Source organism: Paraburkholderia aromaticivorans (assembly GCF_012689525.1).
Taxonomy (GTDB): domain Bacteria; phylum Pseudomonadota; class Gammaproteobacteria; order Burkholderiales; family Burkholderiaceae; genus Paraburkholderia; species Paraburkholderia aromaticivorans_A.
This window is the reverse complement of record NZ_CP051515.1, coordinates 2847974-2867319: the sequence shown is the minus strand read 5'-3', so window position 1 is coordinate 2867319 and position 19346 is coordinate 2847974. Positions and strand designations below refer to the sequence as shown.

Annotated in this window: 19 protein-coding genes; 13 read left to right on the top strand and 6 right to left on the bottom strand. The window is 64.3% G+C overall.

Annotated elements, in window-relative coordinates; all coding sequences use genetic code 11:
* Nucleotides 1–103 precede the first annotated feature (103 nt).
* Complete coding sequence (locus HF916_RS24705; protein ID WP_168791394.1) at nt 104–508, bottom strand: hypothetical protein; 405 nt, start codon at nt 506–508, stop codon at nt 104–106.
* 119 nt (nt 509–627) lie between these two features.
* On the opposite strand from HF916_RS24705, the gene HF916_RS24700 reads away from it, so the two are divergent.
* The 5 genes from HF916_RS24700 (at nt 628) to HF916_RS24680 (ending at nt 4648) form a co-directional block, all read left to right on the top strand.
* Complete coding sequence (locus HF916_RS24700; RefSeq protein ID WP_168791393.1) at nt 628–870, top strand: hypothetical protein; 243 nt, start codon at nt 628–630, stop codon at nt 868–870.
* 27 nt (nt 871–897) lie between these two features.
* Complete coding sequence (locus HF916_RS24695) at nt 898–1824, top strand: ABC transporter ATP-binding protein (RefSeq protein WP_168792140.1); 927 nt, start codon at nt 898–900, stop codon at nt 1822–1824.
* Entirely contained in the window at nt 1821–2582 is a 762-nt protein-coding gene (locus HF916_RS24690) for an ABC transporter permease (RefSeq protein ID WP_106282490.1), read from the top strand. The genes HF916_RS24695 and HF916_RS24690 overlap by 4 nt, the downstream gene beginning before the upstream one ends.
* 89 nt (nt 2583–2671) lie before the next feature.
* The gene (locus HF916_RS24685; RefSeq protein ID WP_168791392.1) at nt 2672–4087 is read left to right on the top strand and encodes an amidase; all 1416 of its coding nucleotides are present in this window, start codon (nt 2672–2674) and stop codon (nt 4085–4087) included.
* Nucleotides 4088–4357: 270 nt separating this feature from the next.
* Nucleotides 4358–4648: a hypothetical protein gene (locus HF916_RS24680; RefSeq protein WP_168791391.1), complete on the top strand. Its 291-nt coding sequence runs from the start codon at nt 4358–4360 to the stop codon at nt 4646–4648.
* A 101-nt stretch (nt 4649–4749) separates the two neighbouring features.
* Here HF916_RS24680 and HF916_RS24675 read toward each other — a convergent pair whose 3' ends face one another.
* The 4 genes from HF916_RS24675 to HF916_RS24660 are packed head-to-tail and all read right to left on the bottom strand — an operon-like array spanning nt 4750 to nt 8647.
* A complete protein-coding gene (locus HF916_RS24675; protein WP_168791390.1) occupies nt 4750–5616 on the bottom strand; it encodes an SDR family NAD(P)-dependent oxidoreductase in 867 nt (288 codons plus the stop codon).
* 7 nt (nt 5617–5623) lie between these two features.
* Nucleotides 5624–6823: a bifunctional 3,4-dihydroxy-2-butanone-4-phosphate synthase/GTP cyclohydrolase II gene (ribBA, locus tag HF916_RS24670; protein ID WP_168791389.1), complete on the bottom strand. Its 1200-nt coding sequence runs from the start codon at nt 6821–6823 to the stop codon at nt 5624–5626.
* A gap of 37 nt (nt 6824–6860) precedes the next feature.
* On the bottom strand, nt 6861–7664 hold the full coding sequence (locus HF916_RS24665; protein ID WP_168791388.1) for an enoyl-CoA hydratase/isomerase family protein: 804 nt from the start codon (nt 7662–7664) through the stop codon (nt 6861–6863).
* Between the two features lie 11 nt (nt 7665–7675).
* Nucleotides 7676–8647: an alpha/beta hydrolase gene (locus HF916_RS24660; protein ID WP_168791387.1), complete on the bottom strand. Its 972-nt coding sequence runs from the start codon at nt 8645–8647 to the stop codon at nt 7676–7678.
* A 270-nt stretch (nt 8648–8917) separates the two neighbouring features.
* Here HF916_RS24660 and HF916_RS24655 point away from each other — a divergent pair, with 270 nt between their 5' ends.
* The gene (locus tag HF916_RS24655; protein ID WP_168791386.1) at nt 8918–10099 is read left to right on the top strand and encodes a helix-turn-helix transcriptional regulator; all 1182 of its coding nucleotides are present in this window, start codon (nt 8918–8920) and stop codon (nt 10097–10099) included.
* A 70-nt stretch (nt 10100–10169) separates the two neighbouring features.
* Here the strand turns inward: HF916_RS24655 and HF916_RS24650 are convergent, their stop codons facing one another.
* Nucleotides 10170–10520, bottom strand: a complete 351-nt coding sequence (locus HF916_RS24650) for a VOC family protein (protein WP_168791385.1) — start codon at nt 10518–10520, stop codon at nt 10170–10172.
* Nucleotides 10521–10828: 308 nt separating this feature from the next.
* On the opposite strand from HF916_RS24650, the gene HF916_RS24645 reads away from it, so the two are divergent.
* The 7 genes from HF916_RS24645 to HF916_RS24615 all read left to right on the top strand — a co-directional run bounded on the left by HF916_RS24645 (nt 10829) and on the right by HF916_RS24615 (nt 19311).
* Nucleotides 10829–11983, top strand: a complete 1155-nt coding sequence (locus HF916_RS24645) for an LLM class flavin-dependent oxidoreductase (RefSeq protein WP_168791384.1) — start codon at nt 10829–10831, stop codon at nt 11981–11983.
* A gap of 216 nt (nt 11984–12199) precedes the next feature.
* On the top strand, nt 12200–13393 hold the full coding sequence (locus tag HF916_RS24640) for a flavin-dependent monooxygenase (RefSeq protein ID WP_168791383.1): 1194 nt from the start codon (nt 12200–12202) through the stop codon (nt 13391–13393).
* Nucleotides 13394–13404: 11 nt separating this feature from the next.
* Complete coding sequence (locus tag HF916_RS24635; RefSeq protein ID WP_168791382.1) at nt 13405–15165, top strand: FAD-dependent oxidoreductase; 1761 nt, start codon at nt 13405–13407, stop codon at nt 15163–15165.
* Nucleotides 15162–15680, top strand: coding sequence for a flavin reductase family protein (locus HF916_RS24630; protein ID WP_168791381.1), 519 nt, complete (start codon nt 15162–15164; stop codon nt 15678–15680). The genes HF916_RS24635 and HF916_RS24630 overlap by 4 nt, the downstream gene beginning before the upstream one ends.
* A gap of 17 nt (nt 15681–15697) precedes the next feature.
* The gene (locus HF916_RS24625) at nt 15698–17395 is read left to right on the top strand and encodes an FAD-binding protein (protein WP_168791380.1); all 1698 of its coding nucleotides are present in this window, start codon (nt 15698–15700) and stop codon (nt 17393–17395) included.
* Nucleotides 17396–17416: 21 nt separating this feature from the next.
* On the top strand, nt 17417–18181 hold the full coding sequence (locus HF916_RS24620) for an SDR family oxidoreductase (protein WP_168791379.1): 765 nt from the start codon (nt 17417–17419) through the stop codon (nt 18179–18181).
* 11 nt (nt 18182–18192) lie between these two features.
* Nucleotides 18193–19311 (top strand): ferredoxin--NADP reductase, encoded by a 1119-nt coding sequence (locus tag HF916_RS24615; protein WP_168791378.1) that lies wholly within the window; start codon nt 18193–18195, stop codon nt 19309–19311.
* The last annotated feature ends 35 nt before the right edge of the window (nt 19312–19346 follow it).

Genomic DNA, 19346 nt, shown 5'->3' with positions numbered 1-19346 from the left:
GAACGCGTGATTTTCGTATCAGAAAAAGAAGGGCGGCGATGCCATGCATCGGCGCCGCCGCCCCGGTTGAAACTGAACCAGTCAATCCAATAACAGCCCAGTTTTACTGGCCGTTTTGCATCGTGCCGCCGGTGCCGTTGTTCATGCCATTGCCGGTCCCGTTACTCGTCCCTTTGCTCATGCCTTTGTTCATGCCGCTGTTCGAGCGGTTCATCGACTGGCTATTTGGTGTCGCCCCAGTGCCGGTGCCCATGCCGCCGCCGGTTCCGGTCACGCCCGGCGAGCCGTAGCCCGAATCGCCCGGATTTTTCATTGACCCGGCGCCCGCGCCTGGTGCTGCAGTCCCGCCAGCGCCCCCGGTCGTGCCGCCGCCCGCACCCACGCCAGTGCCTCCACCGCCCGCACCGCCGCCTGCGCCGCCCGCGCCACCGCCAGCCTGCGCATAAGCGCCACCCGACAATGCCATCACGAGCGCCGAAGCGAAAATCGTCTTGGTAATGCGTTTCATGGTTCACCTCCATAGAGTTGGTTTGATGTCACGCAAGCGCTTGTGGCTCACATGCATTGGACTGCGCAAGCGGTGTGCCTCGCGTAAGCATTTCGCTTGACCGATACCACCGCGGCAGCATGCTGGGAATCGAGCATGATGCGTTCCCGGTGTCGCGTGACCAAACCGATACGGAAGCCGAACTATTTTGCACTGCAGCGAAACAGGTCGGCTTGCACGGTTTGCCGCGCCGTTACGGCGAGCCTCTTTCCCTGCCTCGACCCTACGTGTTTCCGGCGCACTGTCGCGATGCGCTGCACGCTTTCCCACTTTCCATTACATTGCGGGTGCGGCGGCGCTTCAGCATCGCTCCCTCTAACTAAACAACGGTGTCTGCCATCGTCGATTCCATGCAGCCAATCGTCTCAGTCACGAACCTGTCGAAAACCTATGCCACCGGTTTTCATGCACTTAAAAACATCAATCTGGCGATCAACCGCGGGGAAATCTTCGCTTTGCTCGGTCCGAACGGCGCGGGCAAAACGACCCTCATCAGCATCATCTGCGGCATTGTCAACGCCAGCGCCGGCAGCGTGACGGTGGACGGCCGCGACATCGCGACCGACTATCGCGGCGCGCGCTCGCTGATCGGCCTCGTGCCGCAGGAGTTGACCACCGACTCCTTCGAAACCGTCTGGGCGACCGTCTCGTTCAGCCGCGGGCTGTTCGGCAAGCCGAAAAACCCGGCATACGTCGAAAAGGTGTTGCGCGACCTGTCTCTGTGGGAAAAGCGCGATAGCAAGATCATCACGCTCTCGGGCGGCATGAAACGGCGCGTGCTGATCGCCAAGGCGCTCTCGCACGAGCCGCGTGTGCTGTTTCTCGACGAACCGACCGCCGGCGTGGACGTGGAACTGCGCCGCGACATGTGGAAGCTGGTGCGCTCGCTCGCCGAGAGCGGCGTGACGATCATCCTCACCACGCACTATATCGATGAGGCCGAGGAAATGGCCGACCGCATCGGCGTGATTAGCGCAGGTGAAATCATGCTGGTCGAAGAGAAAACGGAGTTGATGCGCAAGCTCGGCAAGAAGCAGTTGACGCTGCAACTGGAGAGCCCGCTCGCGCAAGTGCCAGGCTCGCTCGCCGGCTACGGGCTCGACGTCGCGAAGGGCGGCAACGAACTGATCTACACCTACGAAGGCGAGGGCGGCCGCACCGACATCATCGCGCTGCTCAAGGCGCTCGACGACGCCGGCATCCGCTTCAAGGACCTGCACACCACGCAGAGTTCGCTCGAAGACATCTTCGTCAGTCTGCTCCGAGGTAACCAATGAACATCTACGCGATTCGCGCGATCTACAAGTTCGAGATGGCGCGCACCTGGCGCACGCTGATGCAGAGCATCATCGCACCGGTGATTTCGACATCGCTTTACTTCGTCGTGTTCGGCGCGGCGATCGGTTCGCGCATCAAGGAAGTGGACGGCATCAGTTACGGCGCGTTTATCGTGCCGGGTTTGATCATGCTGTCGCTGCTGTCGCAAAGCATTTCGAATGCGTCGTTCGGGATTTACTTTCCGCGCTTTACCGGCACGATCTACGAGTTGCTGTCGGCGCCGGTGTCGTATCTGGAGATCGTCGTGAGTTATGTGGGCGCGGCGGCCACCAAATCGATTCTGCTCGGGCTGATCATTCTCGCGACGGCGGGATTGTTCGTGCCGCTGCAAGTGCAGCATCCGTTCTGGATGATCCTGTTTCTCGTGCTCACGGCGGTGACGTTCAGTTTGCTCGGTTTCATTATCGGTATTTGGGCGGATAGCTTCGAGAAGCTGCAACTCGTGCCGCTCCTGATCATCACGCCGCTGACTTTTCTCGGTGGCAGTTTCTATGCGGTCAATATGCTGCCGCCGTTCTGGAAGGTCGTGACGCTGTTCAATCCGATCGTCTATCTGGTCAGCGGATTTCGCTGGAGCTTCTATGGTCTCGCCGATGTGAATGTCGAGGTGAGCCTCGGCATGACTGCGCTGTTTTTGGCCGTGTTTTTGTTGATCGTTGCGTGGATCTTCAAGACTGGTTACCGGCTCAAGACCTGAAGTTAGCCGAGCATCGAGTCACCGCACATTTCACCGGTTTGCGCGCCATGCGAAACTGACAACGTTCCCCAACACGGAGCCTAGCCATAATGTCCGTCGATCTCAGTCTGATTGAGCGAAGCGCGTGCGAAGTCGTCGATCTGTTGCGCGAGGAAGCGGTGAGTCCGCACGACCTGCTCGACACGCTGGCAGCGCAGGTGGCGCGCCTCGAACCGCAGGTCAACGCGCTGCCCACGCTTTGTTTCGAGCGCGCGCATGCTCATGCCGATGCGTTGCTGAAAAAGCCCGTGGCCGAGCGCGGCGTGCTGTGCGGCCTGCCGGTGCCGATCAAGGATCTGACCGACGTGGCCGGCGTGCGCACCACGCGCGGTTCGCTGGTCTACCGCGACCGCGTGCCGGAAACATCGGATGCCGGCGTGACCTTGCTCGAAGCGCGCGGCGGCGTGGTCTACGCAAAATCCAACACGCCGGAGTTCGGCTCTGGCGGCCATACCTATAACAGTGTGTTCGGCGTGACGCGCAATCCGTGGAATCCGGCGCTTTCGGCGGGCGGTTCGTCCGGCGGCGCGGCGGCCGCGCTGGCGTCGGGTACGGCGTGGGTCGCGCAGGGCTCCGATCTGGCGGGATCGCTGCGCACGCCTTCGGCGTTCTGCGGCGTGGTCGGCTTGCGGCCGACGCCGGGCCGCGTCGCGTACGGTCCGGTCGCCAATCCCTACGACACGCTCGGCATCCACGGACCGATGGCGCGCAACGTGACCGACGCTGCGCTGCTGCTCGATGCGATGTGCGGCGAAGTCGAGGGCGCGCCGTTGTCGCTGCGCGAGCCGGCGACCTCGTTCCTCGATCATGCGCGCCGGCCGCAGCGCCCAGCGCGCGTCGCGTTCAGCGAAGGGCTCGGCATCGCCACCGTGGAGCCGGAAATCCTGGCGATCTGCCGCAAGACAATGGAACGGCTTTCGGCGGATGGCATTTGCGTCGAGGAGAGCGATCTCGATCTGAGCGCGGCGACGCAGGCGTTTCACACGCTGCGCGGCATTGCCTACGCAACGAATTACGAAGACGTGCTGGCGCAGCACCGCGACGTGCTGAATCCCAACGTGATCTGGAACATCGAGTTCGGTCTGCAACTGGACAACCGGGCGATGCGTTCGGCGCAGCGCACGCGCACAGATCTCTTCTACAAGCTGAATGCGCTGTTGCAGCGTCATGACGTGCTGATCTGTCCGGCCTCGATCGTGCTGCCGTTCCCGGTCGAAGCTCGCGATATCCGCGACGCGGTCGGCCAGCACTTCGAGACTTACATCGACTGGCTCGCCATCACGTATGCGCTGACGCTCACCGGCATGCCGGTCATCGCGATTCCATGCGGCATGAGTGCGAGCGGGCTGCCCGTCGGCATCCAGATCGTCGGCAAGCCGCGTGGCGAGGCGGCGTTGCTCTCGGCGGCGCGCGCGATCGAAGAGATCATCGGCACCTGGGCCACGGATAAGCCGCAAGTCTTCTGAACGTCGTCACCTCGTTGACCTCACTGCCTTGATCCAACGTGACGGCGCCCGCCGTCACGTCCGCGACCTCGTTTTACTTCCTCCGCAATCCCCCTTAGTCCGTCCGGACGATGCCCGCGCGCACCGAATCACCGTCAATGACTGTGTGAACCGGCAAGCGCGCAGCCTCGATCGTGGTGCGTCGTATTGCGGCAAAAAACGCCGTGCGGCAAGGACTCAGGTCGCGAGCATGGACAGCACGAAGACAGGCATGAGGCAGGAGGGTGGCAAATGAAAGCGAGAATTCAGCGCGATGGACTGATAGCCGGTTTGCTGGTGGCGATCGGAGTGATCGGCGTATCGGTGCGGCAGTTATACGCGTGCGCATGGAGCGACGAGTTTCCCGGCATGGTGTGCACGGCGGGCTCGTCGTTGTCGTTGTTTCTCGGCATCACCGGACTTGCCGCGCTGGCAGGGCGGGTGTGGGCGCGCCGTTCAGGCGAGGATGAGCAATGCTTCACGTTCCTCGGCGCGGTAGGCGGCGCGGCGGTCGTGTTCGCGTTGGTGGTGAGCGGTTTCTAGCGCAAAGCGCGTGTGTTCACGTCGAGCGCAACGGGACATGGCTCGATACGGCGCTTGCCTATAACGTATCGAGCCTCTCTACCTGTGCCCAAGGCAACGTATCACGCAACGATAGCCGGATGCGCCTGCACGGGGCCGCCCAATGCTTCGCGATGCGACGGCGGCCGTCGTCCGTCGAGTTCGGCGATGCCGTACTCGTGCGCAAGCTCGGCGCCGACCAGCACCATGCCCGACTTTTGCATCCGTTGCGGATCGCGATACAGCGCATCGATCAGACGCCCGGTGAATTGAGGCGTCTCCGCCCGTTCACTGAACCCCGCATATTGCTCGGGATGCGCGGCGATCACGCGCGCGGTGCGCTCCGTTTGCAGCATGCCCATCCAGATCGACACCGCGGCCACGCCATACGGTTTCAGATCGACGGCCATATCCTTGGCGAATTTATCGACGCCGGCTTTCTGCGCACCGTAGGCCGCGCCGTGCATATAGCAACTCGCGCCGAACGAGGAGGTGAACGCGATCAGGCCGCTGCCTTGCGCGGCCATCATTTGCGCGGCGTGCCAGCTCGCCACATACGCGGATCGCAAGCCGACGTCGAGAATGTCGACGAGAGCGAGCGGCTTCTCCCAGAACGGCGCGAGGCGGATCAGTTGATCGTGCAACGTGGTGGCGTTGTTGACGAGAATATCCAGCTGCCCACTGCCATGGCGAATGTGTTCGAAGACTTCCGCGACTTGCTGGTCGTCGGCGTGATCGCAGGTCAGGGCGATGCCCTTGCCGCCCAGTTTGTCGATTTCGATTGCCGTCGCGTGCACCGTGCCGGGCAAAGGCGCGTCGCCTTCGCGTTGCGTGCGGCCGGTCACGTAGACGGTTGCGCCGCTTGCCGCAAGTGCGAGCGCGATGCCTTTGCCGGCGCCGCGCGAGGCGCCGGTGACGAGGGCGACATAGGGTTGTGTCCGTGCAGTCATAAAGGAGTCAGCAGGAAGTAGTTTGAAGTTCGGACGAAGCGCTCCGAGCGCTTGCCTGTGTCGGCGCGAAAGAATGACGAACGCCGGCCTTTTGCGGCGCGAATTCGAACGCATGCGGATTGTCGAGATCCGCTTCGCCCAGCGGAATGAACGCCATGATTTCCAGGTCGTGACCCGAAAGCGCCGGCAGCCTGAACGGGCTCGACAACACGTTCAGTCTGCGCACGCCGAGATCGCGCAGAATCTGCGAGCCGATGCCCGACAGGCGTCCATCCTTGCGAGTGGTTGCGCCTTGGGCACCGCGGCTCGCATCCGCATGCATGTCGCAATCGAGCAGCACCGCCACACCGCATCCGGCTGCGTCGATCTTTTGCAATGCCGCGTGCAGCGGCCACGAATGCGCGGACGGCTCGGCGTCGAGCAGGTCGAGCAGCGAGAAACATTCGTGCACGCGCATCAGCACAGGCACTTCGGGCATGGGGTTGCCGCGCACCAGCGCGAGATGCGTGGAAGCGCGCACCGTGTCGCGATACTGGATCGCGCGGAACGGTCCCCACGGCGTGTGCAACGGCCGCTCGCCGACACGTTCCACGAGCGATTCGTTAATGCTGCGATAGTGGATCAGATCGGCGATGGTGCCGATCTTTAGCCCGTGGCGCGCGGCGAATTCGATCAGTTGCGGCAGGCGTGCCATGGTGCCATCGTCGTTCATGATTTCGCAGATCACGGCGGCGGGCGTCAGGCCAGCGAGCGCGGTGAGATCGCAACCGGCTTCCGTGTGTCCGGCTCGCACGAGCACGCCGCCTGGACGCGCCGCGATCGGGAACACATGTCCCGGCTGCACCAGTTGCTCGGCGCGCACGTCGGCGTGAATCGCCGTGCGGATCGTATGCGCGCGGTCGGCGGCGGAGATGCCGGTGGTCACGCCTTGCGCGGCTTCGATGCTGATCGTGAACGCGGTGCCGTACTGCGTGCCGTTCTGTTGCGCCATCGGTGCGAGCTTCAGCCGCTCGCAATGTTCGGCGCTCAGCGTCAGGCACACGAGGCCGCGTCCGAAGCGCGCCATGAAGTTGATCGCTTCGGGCGTGACGTGATCGGCGGCGATCAGCAGATCGCCTTCGTTCTCGCGATCTTCCTCGTCGACCAGAATGATCATGCGGCCGGCTTTCAGTTCGGCGACAATTTCGTCGGTGGTGGCCAGTTTCATCGTGATGGTCCGTGCGGGGTAAAGAACACAAACGGCGTCAGCGCGCGCCGGAGCCGAAAACGGGGGGACGTTTGCCGAAAAACGCGTCGATGCCTTCGCGGAAATCATCGCCGGCCGCGCAGTGCAGGAAGCTGCGTTGCTCCGCGTACAGATGTTCGCCGAAGCTGCGTTGCGGCGCGTGCAGCAGCAGATCCTTGGTGTGCGCGAAGGCATCCGGCGCGAGCGCGCCCATGCGTTTGAGCAGCGAGCGCGTGGCCGTGGCGAGTTCGTCGTCCGGTACGACCCAGTTGACGAGGCCGGCACGCAGCGCTTCATCAGCCGTGTGGGGTTCGTCCAGATATAGCCACTGCGCGGCTTGCCTTGCGCCGAGCGCGCGCGGCAGCATGTATGTGGCGCCGCCGTCGGGCGAGGTGCCGATGCGGCCATAAGCCGACTTGAACGTAGCGCGTTGCGCCGCGATAGCCAGATCGCAGGCCGCCACGAGGCTCAGGCCGAAGCCCGCGACCGCGCCGTTGATGCTGGCAATCACGGGCTTGCGCGAACTTGTGATGGTCTCGACCACGGTCTGCGCGAGCCGCACGAGTTTGCCGATGGCGCGGTCGCGGGCGGCCGGTTGGGCATCGAGGGCGGCGCGCATGGTCTGCAGATCGCCGCCCGCCATGAAGGCGTCGCCGGCGCCGGTGAGCACGATGGCGCGGATTTCGTCGTGATCCGCGAGGCGCGTGAGCTTGGCGTTCAGTTCGGCCGCCATGGCTTCGTTCAGGGCGTTCAAGGCGTCGGGGCGGTCGAACGTGAGCGTCGCGATGCCGTCTTCGGCCGCGAGGCGAATCAATGCTGTCATGTCTGGTCGGATTAACGAAGTACGAAAGGCTCGACATGCAGCGCGCAATACAACGCGCGCGCGGCTGTCGTCAGTGCTTGATCGGCGGCGTCGAGCACGCCGAGCAGGCTGGCGAAGCCATGCATCTGGCCACGCCAGCGCACATGGGTGGTCAGCACGCCGGCTTGCGAGAGTCTTGCGGCGTAGTGCTCGGCTTCGTCGCGTAGCGGGTCGTATTCGGCGCTGATGATGGTGGCGTTCGCCACGCCGCTGAGATCGACGGCGGCGAGTGGGCTAGCCCGCGGATCGGCGCGATCGGCGCCGCTGTCGAAATACTGGTCCTTGAACCAGCGCATCTGGTCCGCGCTCAGGAAGTAGCCATTGCCCATCGATTCATATGACGGATGTTCCGTTGCGCAATCCACCACCGGGTAAAGCAACAACTGGTGCGCGATATTCACGCCGCTATGACGTAACTGTTGCGCGACCACGGCGGCGAGATTGCCGCCCGCGCTATCGCCGGCGACAGCCAGCGCACCGGCGCGCACGCGCAGATCGGCGGCATTGGCGGCGGCCCAGCGCACGGCGTCGAGCGCATCGTGTGCGGCAGCCGGAAAGCGTGCTTCGGGCGCGAGCCGGTAATCGACCGAGAGCACCACGGTTTGCGCCCGTTGCGCGAGGCAGCGGCACAGGTTCGCGTGCGTATCGAGCCCGCAAGCCACGAAGCCGCCGCCATGAAAAAACACTGTGAGCGGCAGCAATGCGTCGCCATCGACGCCGCCACTTGCGCCAGGCTTCACAGGCCGATAAAGACGCGCGGCAATCGAGCCGTTCGCCGTGGGAATCAGCAGAGCTTCTTCCGCCGCGACCTTGTCGCCGGGTGCAAAAGCGCCGCCCGCAGCGATCATCGCGCGGTAAGCGGGCGCGCTGAGTTGCGTGAAGTCGAGCGCGGGCATGCCGGCGAAAGCGGCGAGCACGGCCTGCGCCTGGGGATCGAGCGCCATCGGGTCTCCTGAGAAGGCTGTTATGAAAGCGGCTATACCGGGTATTGCAAAGCGATCGCGAGCCACGCGACGAGCGAACGGCCGCGCCTGTCAGCACTGATTGCATTGAAGCGCGGCGCCATGACGCGAGCATCGTCCGATTGGACGAGAGTTCATTTGCACGCACAGCGAAACTTCCGCCGGCTAAGTAGTTCCACCGATGCCAGCAGCCAGAGTGCCCCGTAAGCTTGGCGTCGCGATGCAAAGTCGCATGGAGGACGGAGCGTGTTGATGGAGACAAAATGGGCCCCTGAAGAGGGCCAATCCGCGGGCGAACTCGCGGACATGAGCGTGGCGCAGTTCAGTGAACTTGCCGCGCGTATTTATCAGGGTCCGCTCGAGGCTACGCCGTGGGCTAGTGCTCTGGAGCTGATCCGCACCTCGCTCGGCGCGAGCTACGCGACGCTGATTCTGCGTTCGCCTTCGAGCGACCGGCGCGGCCTGATGGTGCATGCGTCGGAAACCGGGCCGGGCGTGCCGGGCGAAACGTCGTACAACAACTACTACTATTCGCTCGACCCGTTCGTCGGCTTGCCCGCCGATCGCGTGGTGACGGTCGACGAAGTATTCGGCGACACCGGCTGGCTCACCAGCGAGCTGTATAAGCAGTTCCTGAAGCCGGCGGATATCCGCTACATCATGGGCGCGGATCTGCGCACGGAGTCCGGCGTGGAATGCCGTTTCCGCGTGTGCCGCAGTCATAGCGCGACGCATTTCTCCGCACGCGACAAGGCGTTTTGCGCGCTCCTGCTGCCGCATCTGCGACGCGCGGTCGAACTGCACTCGCGGCTCGATATCGTCGAATCGGAACGCACGCTGTATGCGAGCGCGATCGACCGGATGCTGGTGGGCACGGTCACGCTCGACGAGAGCGGAGCCATCATGCGCACCAATAGCGTGGCCGACGAAATTCTCGCGCAGGCTAACGGGCTGCGTATCGCCCATGGCCATGTCGAGGCCACCGACGCTCAGGAGAACCGCAATCTGCAGCGCCTCGTGCGTCATGCGCTGATGGGCCACTTCGGCACCGCCGCGCCGATCGTCGAAGCCATGCCGATCACACGCGGTTGCGACAAGCCGAGACTCGGCGTGCTGGTGCGCACGATCCCACTCTCGGACTGGTCGGAGGACAACAAGCGCCGCCCGGCGACGGTGCTGTTCCTGCGCGATCCGGATCGCAAGTCGCAAGGTTCGCAGGAAATCGTGCGCAAGCTGTTCGACCTCACGCCGGCGGAAACATCGCTTGCCTTGCTGTTGACCAACGGCTTGACGCTTGAAGAAGCCGCCGACGAACTGGGCATCAGCAAGAACACCGCGCGCGCGCATCTGCGGGCGATTTTCTCGAAGACCGGTGTGACGCGTCAGGCGACGCTCGTGCGGATTCTGCTGGGCAGCGTGGTGCCGCTCGGTTAGCCATTTGGCGGTTGGATGCCCGCCGCGCTTCTCGTACGCGCGGTGGGCGCTGCAACGTATCAAGCGCGTCTCAAGCCACGCGCTTCTGCGACAACACCAGCAACGCGCCGTGTTTATCCTCCAGCACTGCGCGCCATTCGTGCGGACCTTGCTGCACCGGGACTCGCACTGAAGCACCGGCTGCCACGACACGCGCCATTGCCGCATACAGGTCGTCGTTTTCTTCCACGCGAAACACCAGCGCCGCGCGCTCGACGATCCTTTCCTCGCCCGCCACCAGCGCCACCGTCAGTGCGCCGCCATCGAGCGCGCAGTAGCGCTCGCCATCACGGAATTTCACCACCAGCCCTAACCCGTCGACAAAGAGCGGCAGCGCCGCGTCGATCGTATCGACCGGGTACAGCATCATCGAAGCCTTCATTGCATTGCACTCCCATCGGTTGAGCATCGTTGCATCGTCGTCGTACAGCGGCTTGATCGTAGCGCCGCGCACGCGCGCAGCACGAGGTCCAATCGGACTAGCCCACGCGTGAAAAATCGGTGCGAAACGCCTTCGATCAAAGCTTCTACGCCAAAGCACACGCCGTTAATCCAAATAGACGATGCCGGCAAGCACGCGCGATCTGAAACTCCATTCCGTGGACCGTCACGATCTTCGCGAGGTTCATCGCCGGGTCGCGGGCGGACCGCCCGTTTCAGCACAGTCCAAAATTCATGGAGACGCACGCAATGAAGTTTTCTCTGATCTACGAAGCCCAGACCACGGACGCTTCGCGGGAAGGCGATCACCGGGTATTCAAGGAGACCGTCGAGCAGGCGCTCCTCGCCGAGCAGATGGGTTTCGATACCGTATGGTGCGTCGAACACACGTCGCTGACCAACTACGCGCACATGAGCGCACCGGAAACCTTTCTCGCGTATCTGGCGGGGCGCACGACCCGCATCGGTCTCGGCCACGGCGTGATCTGCCTGCCGCCCGCGATGAACCATCCGATCAAGGTGGCGGAGCGCGTCGCGATGCTCGACATCCTGTCCGGCGGCCGCGTGCATTTCGGCGTCGGCAAGGGCGGCAGCCAGCAGGAAGCCGGCGCGTTCGGCTACGACCTCGCCGAGCTGCAGCCGATGATCGACGAATCCATGTACCTCGTGCCGAAGATGTTCGTGCAGGACGAGATCGAGCACGACGGCAAATACATCAAGATTCCTAAACGGCCGATTCACCCGAAGCCGTTCCAGGACCCGCATCCGCCGATGTACATGGCGTGCACCAACAACGACGGCCTGCTGCGCGCCGGACAACGCGGCCTCGGCGCACTTGTGCTCGGTTTCGGCGGCCCGGATGAAGTGGCGAAGAAGAACGCGATCTATCGCGAAGCCTGGGCGACGCGCAAGCCGGAGGACCAGGTGGGCTTTCGTCCGACCCAGCATCTGGCCGCGCTGTGCCCGACCGTGGTGATGAGCGACGGCCAGCAGGCGCGCAAGATCGGCATTCGCGGGCAGCGCTATTTCATGGAATCGCTCGCGTACTGGTACACGGGCGGCGAGCGTCCCGATCCGTCGAACTGGGGCGACGATCTCGTGAAGGGCAATACCGGCGAAATGGTGATCCGTTCGCGCCTCGCCTCGGAAGAAGTGGTGGTCGATTTCAGCGACCCGGCCCTTTCGATGATGAACCCCAACCACGCGTACGGCACGGTGGACGACTGCATCGGCTACGTGGGGCGTTTGATGGAAGCGGGCGTGGACGAGGTGCTGTTCCTTTGCCAGATGGGCACCGTGCCGCAGGAAGCGCAGCTCGAAACGATCCGCAATATCGGCGAGCACGTGATTCCTTATTTCAACCGCGTGAAGGCGGGCAAGCAGCAGGCGCAGGCCGTGGCGTAACGGCGCCTGAGCTTGAACGGGCGCGTCGCGCGTCGCTAGTCCCTTCAGACGATGCGACGCGGCCGCCGCGCCTCGAAGATGAACCCAACAGAACAAGCGCGAAACCTCTCGCGCGTGGGACCAGAGTAATGCTTTGCAGGGGACCAGACTAGCGCGCTGAAGCGCGAAGTCTGGTCGACATGTGAAGCACTAACTCTGGTCGACAAGGAGACTGCCGTGCATCGCGACAATGATTCGAACGCCCTTGCAGCCGAACTGATCGCCCGCGCCGAAGCGCTCGCGCCAGTACTAGCCGGACGCGCCGCGCAAGCCGAGGCTAACGGGCGCATTCCCGCCGAAACAGTGGCCGATTTTCAGGCGGCAGGGCTGTTCAAGGTATTGCAGCCGAAACGCTATGGCGGCTACGAACTCGACCCGCAAACCTTCTTCGAGATTCAGATGGCGGTGGCGCGTGGCTGCATGTCGAGCGCGTGGGTGTACGGCGTGGTCGGCGTGCACAACTGGCAGCTCGCGCTGTTCGATCAACGCGCGCAAGAAGACGTATGGGGCAAGGATGAAAGCACGCTGATCGCATCGACCTATATGCCGGTGGGACGCGTGACGCCGGTCGAAGGCGGCTTCCGGCTGTCGGGCCACTGGAAGTTTTCGAGCGGCAGCGAACTGTGCGACTGGGTTTTTCTCGGCGCGCTGGTGCCGCCGGCCAAAGACGGCGAGCCGCCGGAATACCGCACCTTTCTGCTGCCGAAAAGCGATTACACGATCCAGCAGGACTGGGACGTGCTCGGCTTGCGCGCGACCGGCAGCCACGACATCGTGGTGAACGACGTATTCGTGCCGGACTACCGCACGCATAAAGCCATCGACGGGATGATGGGCACGAGTCCCGGCCTCGCGCTCAACGATGCGCCGCTGTTCCAACTGCCGTTCGCGCAGATTTTCGTGCGCGCGGTGTGCACGGCCTGCATCGGCGCGCTGCAAGGCGCGCTCGACGATTTCACTTCGTACGCCGCCACGCGCGTGAGCGCCAACAGCGGCGCGAAGACGACCGACGATACGGGCGCGCAAACCGCTTGCGCGAACGCGTCGGTAGCGCTCGACGAAATGAAGCTGCTGCTCAAGCGCAATTTCGCCGAACTGATGGCCGCCGCAAATGGTGGCCCGGAAGTCTCGATAGAACGGCGCGTGCTGTTCCGCTATCAATCCGCGCAGGTGGCGGAGCGTTGCGCCCAGGCCGCCAACGCGCTGCTGCGCTACGCGGGCGGCAACGGCATCTACAACCGCAATCCGCTGGTGCGTCGTTTTCTCGATCTGCATGCGGCGCGCGCGCACTACGCGAATAACGTCGATCGCTTCGGTCAGAATCTCGGCGCCGTGATGCTGGGACGCCCGAACACCGACTTCTTCATCTGACGGATGCGCTCATGAGCGAACAGCAAACGCAGCAGACGCATGTGTTCGACGTGGTGGTGGTCGGCTCCGGCGCGGGTGGCATGCTGGCCGCGTGCCGTGCTGCTGACCGTGGTCTGTCGGCCGTGGTGATCGAAAAGAGCGAGGTGTACGGCGGCACGTCGGCGGTGTCGGGCGGCGGTATCTGGATTCCGTGCAATCACCATATCGCCGAACTCGGAGCGACCGATACGCGCGAAGCGGCGCGCACCTATCTCGACGCCTGCACGAAAGGCGTGACCGCTTCGGACAGACTGGATGCTTACCTCGACGTCGCGCCGGAAATGCTGCGCTATGTCGAAGCGAATACGCCGGTGCGTTACGAATCGCTGCCGAAATACGCGGACTACTTTCAGCATCTGCCGGGCTCGATGCCGGGCTATCGCGCGCTCGATCCGTTGCCGGTGGATGGCGCGTCGCTCGGCGCCGAATTCGCGCGGTTGCGTTTGCCGTCGCCGGGTACGCTGATTGGCGGCCGCGTGGCGGTGACATCGAAAGAGGCGCATGTGTTGCTGTCGAAAGCGCCCGGTTATATCGGCCTCGCGTTGAAGCAGTTCGGCCGCTACTGGTTCGATTGGCGTGCGCGTTTTCACTCGCGGCGTGATCGGCGGCTTACGCTCGGCAATGCGCTCGCGGGCGGTTTGCGCCGCGCCTTGCTCGATCGCAACGTGCCGCTGTGGCTGAACTCGCCCATGCGTGAACTGCTCGAAACCGACGGCCGCGTGACGGGCGTGGTGGTCGAGTACGGCGGCCAACGCGTGCGCGTGCTGGCTAAACGCGGCGTGATTCTTGCGGCGGGTGGCTTCGAACGGAATCAGGCGATGCGTGAGCGCTTTCTGCCGCGTCCGACGCAAGCGCAATGGAGCGCCACGCCACCGCACAACACGGGCGACGCGATCGCCGCCGGCATGCAACTCGGCGCACGCGTCGCGTTGATGGAGCACGTGTGGGGCGCGCCGACCGTGCACGTCGATCATGAGGAAAAGCAGCGGGCGTTGTTCGTCGAGCGCAATCTGCCTGGATGCGTGGTCGTCAACGGACTCGGCAAGCGTTTCGTCAACGAAGCGGCGCCGTATTCGGAGTTCGTCCCGGCGATGTACCGCGACCACGCACAAACAGGCGCCAGCGTGCCGGCGTGGATGGTGTTCGACGCGAAGTTCCGCCACAAATATCCCTGCGGGCCGATCATGCCAGGCGCGATGATGCCCGACTCGCGCATTCCCGCACCGTTCCGTCCGTTGCTTTACAAGGCCGAGTCACTGGATGCATTGGCCGCGCAAATCGGCGTGGATAAACAAGGCCTGCGCGACACGGTAGCGAAGATGAATCGCTATGCCGCGAGCGGCGTGGATGAAGAATTCGGCAAAGGCGGCAACGCGTTCGACACCTACTACGGCGACCCGAGCGTCAAACCGAACCCGTGTCTCGCGCCGCTCGACACCGGCCCGTTCTACGCGGTGCGGATCGATGCGGGCGACATCGGCACAAAGGGCGGACTGTTGACGGATGCCTCGGCCCGCGTGCTGCGCGAGGACGGCTCGCCGATTGCCGGCCTTTACGCGATCGGCAACACCGGCGCCTCGATGATGGGCGCGAGCTATCCGGGTGCGGGCTCGACACTTGGACCGGCGATGACCTTCGGCTACATCGCCGCCAATCATCTCGCCGACGTCGAGTCCGTTGCATCGGACAGCGCCCGTGCTTCAACCAGCGAACTTCGCGGAGTCACACCATGACCGATCTCAACTCTCACCCGCTGCGCGCGGACATGTTGCTGGCGATGCGGCGTCTCGCGCGCTCGGTCGCCGTCATCAGCTGCAGCGACGACGAGCGGCGCTATTCGATGTCGGCCACCGCGGTCGATTCGCTGTCGACCGAGCCGCCTTCGCTGCTGATCTGCATCAACCGCAATTCGTCGATTTTTCCGCCGCTCGATCAGGGCGTGCCGTTCTGCGTGAACGTGCTGTCGGCGCAGCATCAGCACATCGCGATCGATTGCAGCGGGCGGCTGAAGGGCGAAGAGCGCTTCACGACCGGCGACTGGCAAAGCTCGGCGCAAGGCGTGCCGTTTCTGCTCGATGCGCAGACCAGTCTGATCTGCACACAGGACGGCCGCTTCGACTATGGCACGCACGCGGTCTTTATCGGCCGCGTCGAACAGGTGCTGATCAGTGGCGAGGTCGATCCACTCGTGTACGTGGACGGCGTCTATACGACCGCCACGGCGCCCGCGCGCTGCGTGACGGCTTGAGCGAGGCGCGCCGCGACATGCACGACTCATCGTTCGCACGGCAGGACTTCGCGACACCGGTCGACGCGCCGCTCGTCGTCGACGATCCCGCGCGCATGCGCTGGGATGATGTCTGCGACGTGCTGGTCGCGGGCTTCGGCGCGGCGGGCGCGTGCGCCGCGCTGGAAGCGGCGTCGGCGGGCGCGAAGGTGCGTATCGTCGAGCGCTTCGAAGGCGGCGGCGCGAGCGCGAAAAGCGGCGGCGTGGTGTACGCGGGCGGCGGCACGCGCTATCAAAATGAAGCCGGCTACAGCGACACACCCGAAGCGATGTTCGCGTACTTGCAGCAGGAGGTCGGCGACGCGGTGTCCGCCGCGACACTCGCGCGCTTTTGCTCAGGCAGCGTCGATATGCTGCGCTGGCTCGAACGGCTCGGCGTGCGTTTCGCCGCGTCGGTGCCGCCGCGCAAGACTTCGTATCCGCAGAATCGTTATTACCTGTACTACTCCGGCAACGAGGCCGTGGGCGATGCCGTGCGCAAACATGCGCCTGCGCCGCGCGGGCATCGAGTGGTTGGCGACGGGATGTCGGGGCGCGTACTGTACGACACGCTGCGCCGTGCCGTCGAAGCGCAGCCCTTTATCGACACCTTGTGCCACGCGAGCGTACGGCGGCTCGTCACCGATCGCCGCGGGCGCGTGATCGGCGCGCAGGTCTGGCAAGTGGCGCCGGGCCGCGCCCAGCGTGCGCATCGGCGGCTAGCGCGTTGGGCCGAACGTCTGCATAACGGCATGCCTGCTTGGGCGGACCGCTTGCGCGCCGCGCTGCATCGCATCGAAATGCGCGAGAGCCGCCTCATCACGATCCAAGCCGAGGCGGTCGTGCTGAGCACTGGCGGCTTCATCTTCAATCGGTCGATGCTGGCGCAGCATGCGCCGCGCTATCTGCCGAACTGGCGGCTCGGCACCACCGGCTGCGATGGCGCCGGCATCCGGCTCGGCGTGTCGGCGGGCGGGGTGGCCGCGCGGCTCGAACGCGTGTCCGCGTGGCGCTTCATCAATCCGCCCTATGCCTGGGCGCAAGGCTGTGTCGTGGATCGTCACGGCGAGCGCTTCTGCAACGAGGAAGTGTACGGCGCTGCGCTCGGCCACGCGATGTGCGAAACCCGCGAAGGGCGTGCGTGGCTGATTCTCGACGCGCGCCTCGTCAAGCAGGCGCTCAACGAGTGCGTGCGCGGCAAGCTTTGGGCATTTCAAAGCGTGCCCGCGCTGCTGCTGATGCTCGCGGGCCGCAAGCGCGGTAACTCGCTGGCGGAGTTGGCCACGCGCATCGGCTGCGATCCGGCGGCGCTCACGCGAACCGTGGTCCGCTACAACACTGCCGCAATGAACGGCAATGACAGCGAATTCGGCAAATCCGCCGCGATGCTGCAACCGCTCGCGCACGGACCTTATTACGCAATCAATATTTCGGCCAACAGCCGCGTTTTCCCGTGTCCGTCGATCACGCTCGGTGGACTGCGGGTCGACGAGGCGACCAACGCGGTGTTGTCCGCGCAAGGCGAGCCGATCGAAGGTTTGTTCGCTGCGGGCCGCGCCGCGTGCGGACTCGCATCGAATCATTACGTGAGCGGCCTTTCGCTCGCGGACTGTATCTGGTCCGGCCGCCAGGCGGGCCGGGCCGCAGCGGGCGTGGTTCTCGCGAACGCCGCCCATTCCCTCACTGAAACTGATTGACACCGACAAGAGAGAACCAAGATGGGAGAGAGACTCAAAGGCAAGATCGCCGTCGTGACGGGCGCCGCGAGCGGCGTCGGCAAACAGGACGCGCTGTTGTTCGCTCGTGAAGGCGCGCGTGTCGTGCTGACCGACGTCAACGAGGAAGCCGGCCGCGAAGTGGCGGCGCAAATCGGCGACGCGGCTCGCTTCGTGCGCCACGATATCACGTCCGAAGCGGGCTGGAACGATGTGTTCGGCGCCGCGCAGAGTAGCTTCGGCACGCCGGACGTGCTGGTCAACAACGCAGCCGTGCTGTTGCTCGGCAGTATCGAGGACACCACGCTCGAACAATGGCAGCAAGTGCTGCGCATCAATGCCGAAGGTTATTTTCTCGGCTGCCGCGCGGCCGTGAAGGCGATGAAGGAGAAGGGCGGCTCGATCGTGAATATGTCGTCGGTCGCGGCGTTGGGCGGGCTCGGCGCGTTCTGCGCCTATTCGGCCAGCAAGGGCGCGGTGACGGCGCTCACGCGCGCAATCGCCGCGCATTGCAAGCAGCAGGGCTACAAGGTCCGTTGCAACACCATTCACCCGGACGGCATTCTCACGCCGATGACCGCACCGTTCTTCGGCGCCGCCGAAGAGACGCGCGAGGTGCTCACGCAATCTGTCGATCCGCATGCGCGTATGTGCTTGCCGGAAGACATCGCGAATCTGGTGTTGTTCCTTGCATCCGATGAATCGCGCTTTATCAACGGCAGCGAGTATCGGATCGATAACGCGCAGTTGATCATGGGCGTGGCCTGAGTTCGCGCGCCATGGCCGATTCGCGTTTTCACCGGCTCAAAGTGGCGGACGTAATCGCGGAGAGCGCCGACGCGCGCTCTTTCGTGTTCGATCTGCCGCAGACGTTGCGCGATGCGTTCAGCTATCGCCCGGGGCAGTTTCTCACGCTCAGGGTGCCGTGCGCCGACGCGACCGTGCAGCGTTGCTATTCGCTTTCGAGCGCGCCGGGTATCGACCATGCGCCGAAGATCACCATCAAGCGGGTGCGCGACGGACGCGCTTCAAACTGGATGTGCGACAGCGTCCAGCCCGGCGACGAACTCGACGTGATGGCGCCGGCCGGCATCTTCACACCGCGCTCGCTCGACGGTGATCTGCTGCTGTTCGCGGGCGGCAGTGGCATCACGCCGGTGCTGTCCATACTGAAGTCGGCGCTGGTGAACGGGCGCGGCACGCTGACGCTGATCTATGCGAACCGCGACGCGCAGTCGGTGATTTTCGCCGATGAACTGCGGCAACTCGGGCAGCGACATGCAGGCCGTTTGCGGGTGATCCATTGGCTCGACAGCGTGCAAGGTATTCCGCAGCAGCGTCATCTGGAAGAACTGGCGCGGCCGTGGAGCATGCAGGAGTGCTTCATCTGCGGACCGGCGCTGTTCATGGAGAACGCGCTGGCGGCGATATTGGCGCTGGGCTTGCCGCGCGCGAAAGTGCATGTGGAGCGCTTTGCTTCGTTGCCTGATTTGCCGGCGGCCGTGGTGAAGTCTGCCGCGCGGGAAACAGCTACGGCAACGGAAACTGATGGAGCCGATGCCAAAACAAAGACGGAAGGCAAAACCAGAAGCGGAGCGGAGACCGAGGCGGCAGCCGAACCCTTCGCGAAAATCGAAACCGTACTCGACGGCACCACTTTCCACGTAGTGAGCGAGCCGGGCGAAACCCTGCTCGACGCCATGCTGCGCGCCGATATCCCCGCTCCCAACTCCTGCCGTAACGGCTTATGCGGCGCCTGCATGTGCCGGGTCGTCGACGGCAGCGTGAAGCTGAACGCCAATCACGTGCTCGACGCAGCGGATCTCGCCGAGGGCTGGACGCTCGCCTGCAGTGCCACACCCGCCAGCGCGACGCTGCGCGTGGCTTTCCCCGACTAGGTTCGCGGCGCGCACGCGCGGCGTTCGCGTGTTGC

What these genes read in the sequence shown, in the direction of transcription:
- HF916_RS24705 (WP_168791394.1), bottom strand. Translation starts at nt 508, where the DNA reads ATGAAACGCATTACCAAGACGATTTTCGCTTCGGCGCTCGTGATGGCA.
- HF916_RS24700 (WP_168791393.1), top strand. Translation starts at nt 628, where the DNA reads ATGCTGGGAATCGAGCATGATGCGTTCCCGGTGTCGCGTGACCAAACC.
- HF916_RS24695 (WP_168792140.1), top strand. Translation starts at nt 898, where the DNA reads ATGCAGCCAATCGTCTCAGTCACGAACCTGTCGAAAACCTATGCCACC.
- HF916_RS24690 (WP_106282490.1), top strand. Translation starts at nt 1,821, where the DNA reads ATGAACATCTACGCGATTCGCGCGATCTACAAGTTCGAGATGGCGCGC.
- HF916_RS24685 (WP_168791392.1), top strand. Translation starts at nt 2,672, where the DNA reads ATGTCCGTCGATCTCAGTCTGATTGAGCGAAGCGCGTGCGAAGTCGTC.
- HF916_RS24680 (WP_168791391.1), top strand. Translation starts at nt 4,358, where the DNA reads ATGAAAGCGAGAATTCAGCGCGATGGACTGATAGCCGGTTTGCTGGTG.
- HF916_RS24675 (WP_168791390.1), bottom strand. Translation starts at nt 5,616, where the DNA reads ATGACTGCACGGACACAACCCTATGTCGCCCTCGTCACCGGCGCCTCG.
- ribBA (WP_168791389.1), bottom strand. Translation starts at nt 6,823, where the DNA reads ATGAAACTGGCCACCACCGACGAAATTGTCGCCGAACTGAAAGCCGGC.
- HF916_RS24665 (WP_168791388.1), bottom strand. Translation starts at nt 7,664, where the DNA reads ATGACAGCATTGATTCGCCTCGCGGCCGAAGACGGCATCGCGACGCTC.
- HF916_RS24660 (WP_168791387.1), bottom strand. Translation starts at nt 8,647, where the DNA reads ATGGCGCTCGATCCCCAGGCGCAGGCCGTGCTCGCCGCTTTCGCCGGC.
- HF916_RS24655 (WP_168791386.1), top strand. Translation starts at nt 8,918, where the DNA reads ATGGAGACAAAATGGGCCCCTGAAGAGGGCCAATCCGCGGGCGAACTC.
- HF916_RS24650 (WP_168791385.1), bottom strand. Translation starts at nt 10,520, where the DNA reads ATGAAGGCTTCGATGATGCTGTACCCGGTCGATACGATCGACGCGGCG.
- HF916_RS24645 (WP_168791384.1), top strand. Translation starts at nt 10,829, where the DNA reads ATGAAGTTTTCTCTGATCTACGAAGCCCAGACCACGGACGCTTCGCGG.
- HF916_RS24635 (WP_168791382.1), top strand. Translation starts at nt 13,405, where the DNA reads ATGAGCGAACAGCAAACGCAGCAGACGCATGTGTTCGACGTGGTGGTG.
- HF916_RS24630 (WP_168791381.1), top strand. Translation starts at nt 15,162, where the DNA reads ATGACCGATCTCAACTCTCACCCGCTGCGCGCGGACATGTTGCTGGCG.
- HF916_RS24625 (WP_168791380.1), top strand. Translation starts at nt 15,698, where the DNA reads ATGCACGACTCATCGTTCGCACGGCAGGACTTCGCGACACCGGTCGAC.
- HF916_RS24620 (WP_168791379.1), top strand. Translation starts at nt 17,417, where the DNA reads ATGGGAGAGAGACTCAAAGGCAAGATCGCCGTCGTGACGGGCGCCGCG.
- HF916_RS24615 (WP_168791378.1), top strand. Translation starts at nt 18,193, where the DNA reads ATGGCCGATTCGCGTTTTCACCGGCTCAAAGTGGCGGACGTAATCGCG.